This window comes from Rummeliibacillus sp. TYF-LIM-RU47 (assembly GCF_008638315.1).
Taxonomy (GTDB): Bacteria; Bacillota; Bacilli; order Bacillales_A; family Planococcaceae; genus Rummeliibacillus; species Rummeliibacillus stabekisii.
The window spans coordinates 2,093,253-2,105,772 of sequence record NZ_VVIR01000001.1; the positions used below are offsets into that span (position 1 = coordinate 2,093,253).

Below are 12,520 nucleotides of genomic sequence, written 5' to 3' on the forward strand. Positions count from 1 at the left end.
AAACCTATGAAGTTAATCATAGGCTTTTTTTATAATTATTTCGCAACAGCTTTTTTAGCAGCGTCTGCTAATTGAGCGAATGCAGCTGCATCGTTTACAGCAAGATCAGCTAACATTTTACGGTTAACTTCGATTTCAGCTACTTTTAAACCGTGCATTAAACGGCTGTAAGAAAGACCGTTGATGCGAGCAGCAGCATTGATACGTGTGATCCATAGTTTACGGAAATCACGTTTCTTTTGACGACGGTCACGATAAGCATATTGACCAGATTTCATTACTGCTTGGTTAGCAACTTTATATAATGTATGTTTAGAGCCAAAGTAACCTTTAGCTAATTTTAAAACTTTTTTACGACGAGCGCGTGTTACAGTACCGCCTTTTACGCGTGGCATACAAATTACCTCCTGCTATTCATTACTGAATATATTATATTATTATTTAATGTTTGTAAGTAAAGATTTAATGCGTTTGTAGTCACCAGGTGAAACGATGTTAGCTTTACGTAGGTGACGTTTAGCTTTTGTAGATTTGTTTGCGAATAAGTGGCTGCCGTAAGCACGGTCATATTTTAATTTACCAGTACCCGTTTTTTTGAAACGTTTAGCTGCGCCACGGTGAGTTTTCATTTTTGGCATTTCGAATTCCTCCTAAACTGTTCGACTAAAACTTATTTTTTCTCGTTCTTAGGTTGAAGCACTAAGAACATACTTCTGCCTTCCATTTTCGGTTTTTGTTCAACCGTTGCAACGTCGGCACAAGCTTCTGCAAAGCGATCTAATACTTTTTGGCCAATTTCTTTGTGCGTAATCGCACGGCCTTTAAAGCGGATAGAAGCTTTTACTTTGTCCCCTTTTTCAAGGAACTTAATTCCGTTACGCAATTTTGTTTGGAAATCGTGTTCATCGATTGTAGGACTTAATCTTACTTCTTTCATCACGATGACTTTTTGGTTTTTGCGTACTTCGCGATCTTTCTTTTGTTGCTCGAATTTGAATTTACCATAATCCATGATACGAGCTACTGGTGGCTTGGCTTGAGGAGCCACAAGGACAAGATCCAAATTTGCACGTTCTGCAATTGTCAAGGCTTCATTGCGTGTTTTTACTCCAAGCTGATCACCATTATGGTCGATTACACGAAGTTCACGTGCGCGAATGCCTTCGTTTACATACATGTCTTTGCTAATAACAATCCACCTCCAAGTAGTGTCGCGAATACATGGTTTGGGCTAGTTGCCCGATGATCGGTACGGTACTTTCGATGTCCACAAAAAAAGGCGGACATTAGTCGAAATGTCCGCCCGCGAGATATATGTACACGCGAAAATGCGTGATCCGTTCTATCATAGTACCTGTCAACATCAAAAATCGAACAGGTGAGAAGCGGGCAGCCTCTACTTCAACCACAAACTTGTATTCATAACCTTAACTATAATAACATGCTCGCAAAACACTGTCAATTAATAATACAAATCTTCTTTTTCTCGACACAAACTCTTGCTTTCTTTCTCCGCAATGTTTCAATTTCAGTCTAAAAGGCTATAGAACAACATATGCTAGGTTTTCAGAAATTTTATTAATTACTTTAGTGGGGGAGAGAAAAATGTTGAAACAAAAAATATTATTTATTTCAGAACATGGTGATCCGCTTGTTCCACTTGGTAGTAAACAAGCAGGCGGGCAAAACAACTATGTTAAACAACTGGCGCTGGCTTTAGAAGAAAAAGATTATGAAGTAGATGTGATTACACATTGGTCAAATGCACAGTCGCCTCAAATAGAACATTTCGGAAAGAATAATCGCGTTATTCGCATTGCTGCAGGTCATATAGGAGCCATTGAAAAAGAAAAAATCTTTGACTTACTGCCTGCTTTTTATAAAGAGATGCTACAGCTGATTCATATAGAGGAATACTCACTCGTACACACGCATTACTGGATGTCAGGTATTTTAGGCAGCATGCTCAAGAATGAATTTAGCATTCCATGGGTGCACACTAATCATTCACTCGGCATAGCTAAGAAAAATGGTATTGGCGAAGCAAGTCAAATTCGTCTTCAAATGGAGAACAAGGTGCTTACAGAAGCTGATGAAATTATTGCTACCACTCAAAATGAAAAAGAGTTGATTGAGAGCACAGTTCCATCCCCTGCTCCTATCAAAGTGGTTTCCATTGGCGTATCTGCAAGGTATATTGAGACCCCGCTTAATCTACATCAGGATCCATACTACTTATATGTCGGCCGTTTGGAAAAACCAAAGGGCATTTATGTCTTACTTGAAGCCTTCAAATTATTATTACAGAACCATCAAGTGCCTGATGACATTAAATTATTTGTTATAGGTGGCAGTAAAAATGCCATCGATCACATGACAAACGATCCTAAAAACAAAGATTTACGCGAGGCAATTAAAGGATTTGAAGATCGTATCCTATTCTTAGGGCCAAAAACAGAAAAAGAACTTGCCGATTATTATCGCAATGCCATTGCAACTATTGTTCCATCATTCTACGAATCATTCGGCATGGTGGCAGCTGAAGCACAAGCATGCGGTTGCCCAGTTATTGCTTCTAAAGTTGGCGGATTGCAAGATGTCGTTCTCCCTAGACGGACTGGTCTTCATGTAGCGAGAGGCGATGCTGAAAAATTCGCTGAGGCAATGAATATCCTCTTAAACAATGAAGCATTAAATAAAGTGCTTGGGTATAATGCTAAAACAAATGCTGAAAAGCAATTTGACTGGTGCGAAATTGCTGGCCAAATCAGCACTATCTATAAGGAGTTACAACATGAATGCATTCAAAAATAACATTATTGCAACTGATTTAGATAATACATTAGTTGGTGACGAAGAAGCTCTTCGTACACTGCTTCATACAATAGAAGGATCATTCTCTACTATTTTTATTACAGGTAGGCACAAACAATCTACACTACAATTGTTAGAAGCACATGAGATTCCCCTGCCGGATATTTTGGTTTGCGATGCCGGGGCTACCATCTACACAGGGCCTGATTTCCAACAAGATATTGGCTGGAAACAGAAAACACAGGCACACTGGGAACCGGAACATATCAAATTCATCATGACCTTCCTTCCTTCAATTGCAAAACATCCTGTACCTAATGAAAATCGCCTATCCTACACCATTCAAGATGAAAATATAGTAGAAGCAGCTAAACTTCAACTAAAAAATGCAGAGATCCCTTGCCATTGCATATATAGTTCAGGGAAAGACTTTGATATATTGCCAGAAGGGGCTAATAAAGGCTCTGCTCTGCAATATGTAATAGAACAATATGCATCCGAAACAGCAAGAGTACTTGCAGCAGGTGATTCAGGAAATGACGAAGATATGCTAACTCAAGGATTTCCAGCTGTCGTCGTTGCTAACCATCAGCCTGAACTCGAAAAACTACGCGGTTATCCAAACATTCACTTTGCAGAACATGAATTTGCTGCAGGTATATTAGAAGGTTGGGAACATTTCTATTCACTTGTGAAGAAATAAGAAAGCGGCTTTCGTTCGAATACACGAAAGCCGTTTTATATTGTCTTCAAATGATACAGAGTTAATTTAGAATTAGTTTATCTAGGTACTGGTTCATCACATTTTTTTATAATTCGTTTAAATTTCTTATCATAGGATACACGATTAATAAAATTATAGTACCATTTTTGATAAACTCCATTTTCTCCATAATCATGGATAATTTTAAGGAAATATATAAAGGTTGGATGGTATTCTAAAACTTCATTTTCTACCATTGATAATCCTTTATGAAAGTATTTAACTGCCTCTTTATACTTCTTAATTTTTGTTAACTCCATTCCTATATTAATCATAACGCTTGATCTCTCTCTTTTATCAGTCAATGTATCCAAACCGTTTTTCAGAGTTAAAATGGCTTTACTATGACATTTTATTTCTGAAAAGAAAGTTGCAAGATAAACAGTTTTTTTATACCCCATACTTACCCTCTTTTATATTTGTAACTAGAATAAATGAATTTCATTTATTTCCTTATTGGATTTTAGTTCATTCAATACAGCATCATCCCCATGAATAACAATATGGAAAGGGCTAGGTAAAGTAGGAAACGAATCATAATTCCTTCCTTCTCTCCATTCTTTAACCGATGAACCTAATAAATTCATAAAAATTCTTTTTTGTATTTTATCATTTTCACTTAATAATAAGTGGAAATCTTGGAAAAACAACACGTATTGTTTGCTATTTAGCCATTCTAAATCATTAAGACATTCATCAAGAGAATCCCAATAATTGTTGAAGTAAGAGGGGAATTCAAGTTTTTTCGCAAATTCTTTATAAAAGCGCCTCAAACTTTTACATTTCTCTCCCTCTACTAAAGCAGTAAAATTCCCACTGTTTTTGTAAGATTCTATTGTATGTTCATATAAATTTTTAAATAATTTCTTTTCATATGTCATATGAAAAAGTACTTCCATATTTTCAAAATCAATTGTATTCATGTTTTTCTCCTAACAAGTTGTATCGGCTCTGATATTATTTGTTTACAATAATACGTGCATTTTTTAAATCGATTTAAAAATACCTATATTATAATATAGGTGCATTAAATAATAATATTTTATGGATGATAATTAATTGTTAAACTTAAAACCGAGAGGATAACGACAAAGAGAAATAAAAAGATGCTGATACTAATACCATAAATACCATACACTCTACTTTGCTTTTTAAAAATTGCCATTATACCTAAACAAATTGCTATTAACGGTAGAGGGAACGCAATATTTAACATACTACTCGTCAACAAACTGGCATTAAGAAATACTAATCCTATAAAACCAAGAATGATTGAAGCTATGCCGGATAGATAAAAATAATCTCTTCTCTTAATAATTTCTATCATTAATTCTCACTCCATTCCCATGTTCCAACATCTTCAATTTTAATTCCTTTAATCTTATTATTACTCTTATTTTTTAAGATTTCCTCCACAGGTCCAACTACATTAAGTCCAAATACTTTCACTCCGTTTTTTTTAATATATGAAAGTCTTTCTCCTGCTGCTATAGATTGTTGCCCTGTAATGTTATCTACCATTTCCTGATGGTTTTTCAAGAAAGTCAACTGTTCTTTAAATAACTCTTCAGCTGAATTTGTCTCTCTAAATGTTGAATTTTCAGGAGCCCTATTTTCCGTGGGAAAACCAATTAATGTTGCCTGTGCCCCCTCTGAATCTAACATTTTAGACTCTATACCCGTATCAACCGCATTCCATAAGACATTTATTGTTTTGTTAGCGAATAAACGGTGAATTCTTTTAGGGCTATATGATTGATCTAATAAGAAAAACGCTTCAACAATTGTGCCCTTAGGTAATCGTTCCAAGGAATCCCATTGCTTATCAGAGTCTTTTTCTACCTCGTTTAATACTAATTCATATGGAAAGCTAATTCCTTTTGATCGCGGTATATTCATTCTATTATATTGTATGAAGGCTTTACCAAACCCCATACTTGAGGAATATTCTCCTACCTCATATATTTTAGAACCATAACGCTTTAATAAAGGGGCTTTAATATTCAATCCTAATAAAGGGGTAAAAGCATTTTTCACTTTATTATCATCTATTCTTAATGACGGATCGGTTAGAGTATATACAGTTTCAATAGCTAAGATATGGTCATTTGCCTTATTGTTAACACTATAAAATATTACCGTAGATAAATAACTGATAGGCAAAAATAATAAGAGAATAGAAAAAATAACTATTATTGTATTCCACCTTGCTTTACTTTTAGCTTTTAATAAAATTTGCTTTTCAAATTCTTCATTATAATTGGGTTCCATACTCCTTCACCTCTTCAACTGATTTTTAATACTGGTTCTAGCTCGAAAAACTAAAGTTTTAAATTTCGACATCTTCATGCCCAAATATTTGCACCTTCTTCATAAGTAAAATTTTTAAAAACTTTCAAGGTTAAGGCTTTCTTTTGGTCTTTAGGTAACTTTTCAATAATTGCAATAATTTCACTGAATGTTTCTTTAAAAAGATAATCATTTTCGATGTCTATATTATCTTTAAGATTTAAAAAGAAATTATCCTCTGAAATTACAATTCGCTTTTGCTTTCTAAAATAATCCATACATGTATTCTTTACGATAGTAAAAAGCCATGGTTTGATTGACTCTCCAGTATAAGAATCAATCGCAATATATGCCTTATAGAAAGTTTCTTGAAGTATGTCTTCCGATTGGTGAACATCAAGTGTAAAGCTATATATAAATCTAAATAAATCGTTAGTGTACTTACTAAATAATTCATCAATTATCTCCATTTCTCCCTCCCCTTCACTTAAACAACGCACAAATACTGATATCGTTTCACTTTTCTGTAATTTAACCCCGAAAATATATTGGCTATTATATAATCCAATGAAAGTATGTTCTTCTATAAGCCTGACAAACGTTTAGCAGGTAGATAGTTATTGTGATAAATGCTCACTAAAAAAGACCTTATTTCCTCATAAAGCAGAAAGAATAAGGTCGACATTTTTTACTGTCCTAACAATGAATAAGAAGTATAATTTGTTAAAAATTAAATATGTGCCCCAGTGTGCGTTTCTTTAATATAAACATTATTTTGCTTGCGATAATCTTTATTATATAGTAAAAAGACCTTATCCCCCTATGAGTTTAAGGTCTCCAGTATTAATTACTTCCTAACATGAGTGTGAATTATTTAATACAACATGATTAGTATTTTATAAGTGTTGCCACGAGTTCAAACCCTGCACCAATTGTCCAGAAAATCACATAATCATTTCGCTTTATTTGGCCAGACTTTACTCCTTCGTGTAAAGCTATAAAGGGACTGCTTGTACCTGTATAGCCAAACTCATCCCCTACGTATACCACTTGTTCATCAGTTAAGCTAAAATGCTCTTTAATTTTCTTAATGTTACTTAATGCAAATTGTGAAAAACAGTATTTTACTTCACTAGGATTTACATTGTTTCTTTTAAATAGAGTCTCGAGCATGCCATAGGTTGCATCCAGAACTATGCCACCATCAAATGGAATGGTTCTAGCATACTTTAAGTCACCTGTTTCTCGGATCCCCTTTGTTAATCCTTCTGCTGGATACATCATTTTCTCAGCAAAAACTGTATTTACATGATATGTAGAATCAATAAAACCAACATCTTCTGTTGTTCTTTCTATAATCATAGCCGCAGCACCATCGGCGAAGCATGTATAACATAGTGGATCTTCAGGGTCACTAATTAAGGACCAATAATCCGCTCCGACAATTAATGCATACTGTAACGAAGTATTAGACTTCATATAATGACTGACTTGTTCTAGTGCTACCGTCATACCTGCACAATTCGCATTCAAATCGTATACAATTGTTTCTGCTTTCGGTTTAATAGCATCAAATAATCGAATAGCATTTGAAGGTAAAGTAGTTTCTGGCGTTTGTGAGGTAAAAATAATCATATCCAAATCTTTTGCAGTAAGTTTTGATTTTTCTAAAACAGCATTCACCGCTTTAATTCCCATTGTTAAGGGCGTTTCATTTGGATCATCGTTTATATATCGACGTTCTCTCCCCATTGCTTTTAAAAGACCCCGAACATCTTTTCCTTGTTTATCAAAATGCTCAGTATAATAATCATTACCTACACTGTTTTGAGGATGAAAAATAGCCACATCTTTAATTTTAATATTATTCATGCTGCAAAATTCTCCTTTGATGTTCAAAAAGGCTATAGTAAATTACTATAACCTTTTCGGTTTTTATTTATTTGTTGATAACATCAGCATTTGTTAATCCAGCTTTTCGGGCAATACGTGATAATTGCATTTTTAATATTGTGTTATTTTGCACTACAAAGATAACTTTTTTGAATCCTGCTTGAAGATATAGGCCCATAGCAGCTTCTAATGCTTCAGCCATTTCTTGATTCAACACTTTCATACCTGTGCAATCTACATCCAACTCAAAATTACTTGCATCAACTGAAGCTGCTGTTTGTTGAAATTCCGTAGCAAAACGTTGTGCTTCTGGGATTGACATTTGTTCTCCCACAGTTACTTCTACCTTTTTAGCTGAAATATTTTTTGTGATTTTATAAGTGGATACTGACATAGTCTTACTTTTCCCCTTTTAATATAAATATTTAAGAAAATATGGTGTTTTTACCTTTTCCCTAGAACATTTTAACAAACTAATAATAAAGTTGCAAAATCATTTTTGATAAAAGAGGATACAAAGGCACATTATTCACATATTTTTCACATAAAATTGTCTCTGTATTTTTTAAAATTAAGTATACTTTATACCTACAAAGACATCTAACATAATAATTTTCTACTACCATTTAACCGGAGCGTTGACTTAGATGTAGGTGAATTAAGAGCTTTAGCTCACTTTTGCATACTATATATCTTACTTAGACTCTTTTCTTTTGTTTATTATTATAGCTCTCAATAGTTATGTTGCTCCTAAATAAGTAATTCTTTAACTTTAGGACTTCAAAGAATTTAATACTTAATTAAAATTACTTCTTCTACATCAAACTGAAAAATAACAATTTCATTATTTGATAACTGAGTTACTTTTACTCTCTCCTGACTATCTATTGGTAACTCAAAATTTAAACCGTCTAATGATTTAATTATGAAAAAACAAAATCCATTCACATATTCATATTCTCTAAGAATGCTTAGGATTTTATTAACGTTATTTTTTCTTGTAATACTTATCAAAGAAAATGAGTTGTTCTTTTTAAAAATGAGATAATCTAGGTCTAATTTTGCTAACATGAAATTAGAAACTAAAATTACAAAACTATATTGTTTCTCCCAATAATTTTTAAAAACACTTTTTGGATTTGCTTCTAACATATGATTTAGTTCTCTTGGTTCTTCATTTGTTAGGAGAGAAAGTACAAATTCATTTTCATATCGGTCCTCTAACAATTCAAAATCTCTTCTCTGATAGATCATTCCTTATTTCTCCTTTTTTCTACAAGTTTAATAACCTCTATAGATATTTGTGAATTCAATCAGCATTATACTTAATATTAAAAGTCAAATTATTAATAAACAATGGAGTGTCCTATATTGATTATGGAATTTCTGCATTTGAAGTTGTTGAAAAAACTAGGAAAACAAATAGATTATATGATATATGTTTCAAAATCTTTAAAGAACTAAGAAGAATAGACTTAATGAATTAGAGAAGTTACTTGATCATCCAAATGATTATGTAAAGTTCAAGCCAGCTACCCATTTTCTATCAGTAAATAAAGAAAAAGCAAAAGAGATATTAAAACCTTTAGCGAGGAAACCTGAGCTATGTGGTCTTAGTACGGAAATGTTACTTAACGAATGGGATAAAGGAAATTTTAAAAAATTATCTTAAATAAAAAATTCAAAGGATTTTGTTAGTAGTCCTTTGAATTTTACATTTTTTATATATTATTTAATAAGATGATCAATTTTTAAAATCTCATTTGTAATAAAGTTACTAATAATTACAAAGATAGGTAATACGAAAATTTTTGTTGTTTTCATTAATCTATATGCCATTTCCATCGAGTAAAAAATACATACAATCGATAAGATCATCGTGCTAATACTGATACCCTTTTGCAAATCCCAAATAGCTTGCAAGTAAAAAGCAGAAAAAATAAAGATAAAAATAAAGATAAAAAGTTTAAAGTAATTCAATATATTAGTCCCCTTTTAACCATTGTTGTCCCCTAAACTCCTAAATCTATTTGTCTCATAATGAATAATTTAAAATTTATAAATAAATCTTAGAGTTTAATAATAAAACAAAAGAATAATTCCAAATAGAAAACAAGCGATCACAAATGTAACATAAAAACCAGGCATCCCTAAAGTAACCTCAAGTATTATCGAAAGAATGGTTTTAGGTAAACTCGATTTACTCTCTTTATAATCTTTTATTAACAAATTGATTAGCCAAATTAAACTTACTACTACTATTAATTCTAATAAAATACCAATTAATATGTGCACTTTAATATTTCTCCTTTTGCTATCAACTATAAATATTCTTCCCCATACTTTATAGATGACATAAGAAGAGTAGCAAGATACCTTCTTGAGATTGAATTCTAAAAGTAAAATTTTAATAAAATAGCATAAAAAAATAGTAACTTACTTTTCGACAAAAATAAACTACTTAAGAACAATTATCTAAATTTATTTAAAATCAAAAAGCGGCTTTTCGTCTAATAAACGAAAAGCCGCTTTTGATACATCTAGCCTAAATGTTGTACGTCTTCTAAAATTTTATTTAGGAATTCATCAAATGGAACAGTTTCAGAATCCTTAGAGCCATACTTGCGGACATTGACGCTGCCATCAGCCATTTCTTTGTCTCCTAGTACAAGCATGTACGGAATCTTTTTCATTTGTGATTCACGGATTTTGTAGCCCAGTTTTTCGTCTCGGTAATCCATTTCTACACGTAAGCCTTTTGCTTGAAGTTTTTCTTGTACGCTCTTCGCATAATCGAAGTGCACATCGTTGGAAACAGGTATTACTTGAACTTGCACTGGTGCTAACCATGTTGGGAATGCACCTTTATATTCTTCGATCAAGAATGCAACAAAGCGTTCCATTGTTGATACGACACCGCGGTGAATAACAACAGGACGATGTTGTTTGCCGTCTTCTCCTACATAGTTCAGGTCAAAGCGTTCTGGCAATAAGAAGTCAAGCTGTACAGTGGACAATGTTTCTTGTTTGCCGATAGCAGTTTTTACTTGAACATCTAGTTTAGGGCCATAGAATGCCGCTTCCCCTTCAGCTTCATAGTAATCTAATCCTAATTCATCCATTGCTTCTTTCAACATGCTTTGCGCTTTATTCCACATTTCATCATCATCAAAGTACTTTTCAGTATCTTGTGGGTCTCTATAAGACAGACGGAATTCGTAGTCATCCAAGTTGAAATCTTTATATACAGCTAAGATAAGTTCCACTACTTTTTTGAATTCTTCTTTGATTTGATCTGGACGAACGAATAAGTGTGCATCGTTTAGAGTCATGCCGCGGACACGTTGAAGGCCAGATACAGCGCCACTCATTTCGTAACGATGCATAGTGCCAAGCTCTGCAATACGTAGCGGAAGGTCTCGGTATGAATGCATAGATGATTTGTACACCATCATATGGTGCGGACAGTTCATTGGACGCAGCACTAGTGTTTCGTTATCCATCTCCATTGGCGGGAACATATCTTCTTGGTAATGATCCCAGTGGCCTGAAGTTACATACAAGTCTTTTGAGCCAAGAACTGGTGTGTAAACATGTTTGTAGTCAAGAGAGACTTCTTTATCAACGATATAGCGTTCGATTGTACGACGGATTGTCGCACCATTTGGCAGCCATAATGGAAGGCCCATGCCGACTAATTTGTTATTAGTGAATAATTCAAGTTCTTTCCCAATTCTACGGTGGTCACGTTCCTTTGCTTCTTCTAGCATTTGTAGGTGTGCTTTTAAATCTTCCTTATTAAAGAAAGCAGTACCGTAAATACGTTGAAGCATTTTGTTGTCGGAGTTTCCTCTCCAATAAGCACCAGCGATAGAAAGCAGCTTGAATTCTTTAATTTTTCCTGTTGAAGGTACATGGACACCACGGCAAAGGTCGAAGAATTCGCCTTGTTCGTAGATTGATACTTGTTCATCTTCAGGAATAGCTTCAAGAAGTTCCACTTTGTATTCATCATCTGCAAAGCGTTTTTGCGCTTCTGCACGTGATACATCGTGACGAACGATTTCAAGGTTTTCAGCGATGATTTTTTTCATTTCTTTTTCAATGCGCGGGAAATCCTCTGAAGTGATTGGTTCAGGTGAATCGATATCATAGTAGAAGCCACCTTCAATGACTGGTCCTACGCCAAGTTTCACGCCATCGAATAAACGTTTTACAGCTTGTGCAAGTAAATGTGCAGTTGAATGACGCATAACTTCTAATGATTCTTCATCATTCGGTGTTAAGATAGCAATAGTACCATCACTTTCAAGAGGTGTTTTTGTGTCTACTAAAGCACCATTGAATTTGCCGGCGATTGCTTTTTTGCGTAGTCCTGGACTGATAGATAAAGCGACTTCATCTGTAGTAATGCCTTTTTCAAACTCTTTTACTGAGCCATCTGGGAATGTTAATTTAATCATTTTTCATCTCTCCTTTTTATTTTTTCAAGAGCTCTAGGCCACAAGCTTAGGAGATTTTTTGTCCATTTGTTTTTAAATACACAAAAAAACCTCATCCGCAAAGGGACGAGGTTTGTGCTCGTGGTTCCACCCTTCTTCCTTCTAAACAAGAAAATCCTTGTATAGACGAAGCTCAAGATCGGTTAACGGACCGCTTCCGGCGACAATTACTGTTCTCTTTCACTGACGCTGCTCCAAGGGGGTAAATTGAATGCCGTTACTAAGAAGCTCTCACCAGTTGCTTCTCTCTCTTTAAGCC

The 12,520-nt window shown here is 34.0% G+C and carries 15 protein-coding genes and 1 other annotated feature (1 of these 16 running past the window's edge); of the genes, 2 read left to right on the plus strand and 13 right to left on the minus strand.

Annotated elements, in window-relative coordinates; translation table 11 throughout:
• Positions 1–35 precede the first annotated feature (35 nt).
• From rplT to infC, 3 genes are read right to left on the minus strand one after another with little or no spacing between them, the layout of a single operon-like run.
• Positions 36–395: a 50S ribosomal protein L20 gene (rplT, locus tag F0527_RS10540; protein ID WP_066788767.1), complete on the minus strand. Its 360-nt coding sequence runs from the start codon at positions 393–395 to the stop codon at positions 36–38.
• A 42-nt stretch (positions 396–437) separates the two neighbouring features.
• Positions 438–638 carry a 50S ribosomal protein L35 gene (rpmI, locus tag F0527_RS10545; protein ID WP_066788770.1) on the minus strand — a complete coding sequence of 67 codons (201 nt, stop codon included), beginning with the start codon at positions 636–638 and terminating at the stop codon, positions 438–440.
• A 32-nt stretch (positions 639–670) separates the two neighbouring features.
• Positions 671–1,177 (minus strand): translation initiation factor IF-3, encoded by a 507-nt coding sequence (gene infC, locus F0527_RS10550; RefSeq protein WP_066788772.1) that lies wholly within the window; start codon positions 1,175–1,177, stop codon positions 671–673.
• 428 nt (positions 1,178–1,605) lie between these two features.
• Between infC and F0527_RS10555 the strand changes: the two genes are divergently transcribed.
• Entirely contained in the window at positions 1,606–2,814 is a 1,209-nt protein-coding gene (locus tag F0527_RS10555; protein ID WP_223823559.1) for a glycosyltransferase, read from the plus strand.
• On the plus strand, positions 2,795–3,517 hold the full coding sequence (locus F0527_RS10560; protein ID WP_190323438.1) for an HAD-IIB family hydrolase: 723 nt from the start codon (positions 2,795–2,797) through the stop codon (positions 3,515–3,517). The genes F0527_RS10555 and F0527_RS10560 overlap by 20 nt, the downstream gene beginning before the upstream one ends.
• A gap of 77 nt (positions 3,518–3,594) precedes the next feature.
• Here F0527_RS10560 and F0527_RS10565 read toward each other — a convergent pair whose 3' ends face one another.
• From F0527_RS10565 to thrS, 10 genes are all read right to left on the minus strand, one after another.
• Positions 3,595–3,978 (minus strand): hypothetical protein, encoded by a 384-nt coding sequence (locus tag F0527_RS10565; RefSeq protein WP_150284780.1) that lies wholly within the window; start codon positions 3,976–3,978, stop codon positions 3,595–3,597.
• Positions 3,979–4,002: 24 nt separating this feature from the next.
• Entirely contained in the window at positions 4,003–4,500 is a 498-nt protein-coding gene (locus F0527_RS10570; protein WP_150284781.1) for a barstar family protein, read from the minus strand.
• A 119-nt stretch (positions 4,501–4,619) separates the two neighbouring features.
• Positions 4,620–4,904, minus strand: a complete 285-nt coding sequence (locus F0527_RS10575) for a hypothetical protein (RefSeq protein ID WP_150284782.1) — start codon at positions 4,902–4,904, stop codon at positions 4,620–4,622.
• Positions 4,904–5,848, minus strand: a complete 945-nt coding sequence (locus F0527_RS10580) for an anti-sigma factor (RefSeq protein WP_150284783.1) — start codon at positions 5,846–5,848, stop codon at positions 4,904–4,906. Before F0527_RS10580 ends, F0527_RS10575 begins: the two co-directional genes overlap by 1 nt.
• A gap of 74 nt (positions 5,849–5,922) precedes the next feature.
• Positions 5,923–6,336 carry an RNA polymerase sigma factor gene (locus F0527_RS10585; protein ID WP_150284784.1) on the minus strand — a complete coding sequence of 138 codons (414 nt, stop codon included), beginning with the start codon at positions 6,334–6,336 and terminating at the stop codon, positions 5,923–5,925.
• 418 nt (positions 6,337–6,754) lie between these two features.
• Entirely contained in the window at positions 6,755–7,738 is a 984-nt protein-coding gene (locus F0527_RS10590) for a 3-oxoacyl-[acyl-carrier-protein] synthase III C-terminal domain-containing protein (protein ID WP_150284785.1), read from the minus strand.
• Positions 7,739–7,805: 67 nt separating this feature from the next.
• The gene (locus F0527_RS10595) at positions 7,806–8,153 is read right to left on the minus strand and encodes a hypothetical protein (RefSeq protein WP_150284786.1); all 348 of its coding nucleotides are present in this window, start codon (positions 8,151–8,153) and stop codon (positions 7,806–7,808) included.
• Between the two features lie 395 nt (positions 8,154–8,548).
• Positions 8,549–9,013: a hypothetical protein gene (locus F0527_RS10600; RefSeq protein WP_150284787.1), complete on the minus strand. Its 465-nt coding sequence runs from the start codon at positions 9,011–9,013 to the stop codon at positions 8,549–8,551.
• Between the two features lie 474 nt (positions 9,014–9,487).
• Positions 9,488–9,739, minus strand: coding sequence for a hypothetical protein (locus tag F0527_RS10605; protein ID WP_150284788.1), 252 nt, complete (start codon positions 9,737–9,739; stop codon positions 9,488–9,490).
• Between the two features lie 560 nt (positions 9,740–10,299).
• Positions 10,300–12,222, minus strand: a complete 1,923-nt coding sequence (gene thrS / locus F0527_RS10610) for a threonine--tRNA ligase (protein ID WP_150284789.1) — start codon at positions 12,220–12,222, stop codon at positions 10,300–10,302.
• Positions 12,223–12,320: 98 nt separating this feature from the next.
• Positions 12,321–12,520, minus strand: a binding site (T-box leader) (it continues 35 nt past the right edge of the window).

What these genes read in the sequence shown, in the direction of transcription:
- rplT (WP_066788767.1), bottom strand. Translation starts at nt 395, where the DNA reads ATGCCACGCGTAAAAGGCGGTACTGTAACACGCGCTCGTCGTAAAAAA.
- rpmI (WP_066788770.1), bottom strand. Translation starts at nt 638, where the DNA reads ATGCCAAAAATGAAAACTCACCGTGGCGCAGCTAAACGTTTCAAAAAA.
- infC (WP_066788772.1), bottom strand. Translation starts at nt 1,177, where the DNA reads ATGTATGTAAACGAAGGCATTCGCGCACGTGAACTTCGTGTAATCGAC.
- F0527_RS10555 (WP_223823559.1), top strand. Translation starts at nt 1,606, where the DNA reads ATGTTGAAACAAAAAATATTATTTATTTCAGAACATGGTGATCCGCTT.
- F0527_RS10560 (WP_190323438.1), top strand. Translation starts at nt 2,795, where the DNA reads ATGAATGCATTCAAAAATAACATTATTGCAACTGATTTAGATAATACA.
- F0527_RS10565 (WP_150284780.1), bottom strand. Translation starts at nt 3,978, where the DNA reads ATGGGGTATAAAAAAACTGTTTATCTTGCAACTTTCTTTTCAGAAATA.
- F0527_RS10570 (WP_150284781.1), bottom strand. Translation starts at nt 4,500, where the DNA reads ATGAATACAATTGATTTTGAAAATATGGAAGTACTTTTTCATATGACA.
- F0527_RS10575 (WP_150284782.1), bottom strand. Translation starts at nt 4,904, where the DNA reads ATGATAGAAATTATTAAGAGAAGAGATTATTTTTATCTATCCGGCATA.
- F0527_RS10580 (WP_150284783.1), bottom strand. Translation starts at nt 5,848, where the DNA reads ATGGAACCCAATTATAATGAAGAATTTGAAAAGCAAATTTTATTAAAA.
- F0527_RS10585 (WP_150284784.1), bottom strand. Translation starts at nt 6,336, where the DNA reads ATGGAGATAATTGATGAATTATTTAGTAAGTACACTAACGATTTATTT.
- F0527_RS10590 (WP_150284785.1), bottom strand. Translation starts at nt 7,738, where the DNA reads ATGAATAATATTAAAATTAAAGATGTGGCTATTTTTCATCCTCAAAAC.
- F0527_RS10595 (WP_150284786.1), bottom strand. Translation starts at nt 8,153, where the DNA reads ATGTCAGTATCCACTTATAAAATCACAAAAAATATTTCAGCTAAAAAG.
- F0527_RS10600 (WP_150284787.1), bottom strand. Translation starts at nt 9,013, where the DNA reads ATGATCTATCAGAGAAGAGATTTTGAATTGTTAGAGGACCGATATGAA.
- thrS (WP_150284789.1), bottom strand. Translation starts at nt 12,222, where the DNA reads ATGATTAAATTAACATTCCCAGATGGCTCAGTAAAAGAGTTTGAAAAA.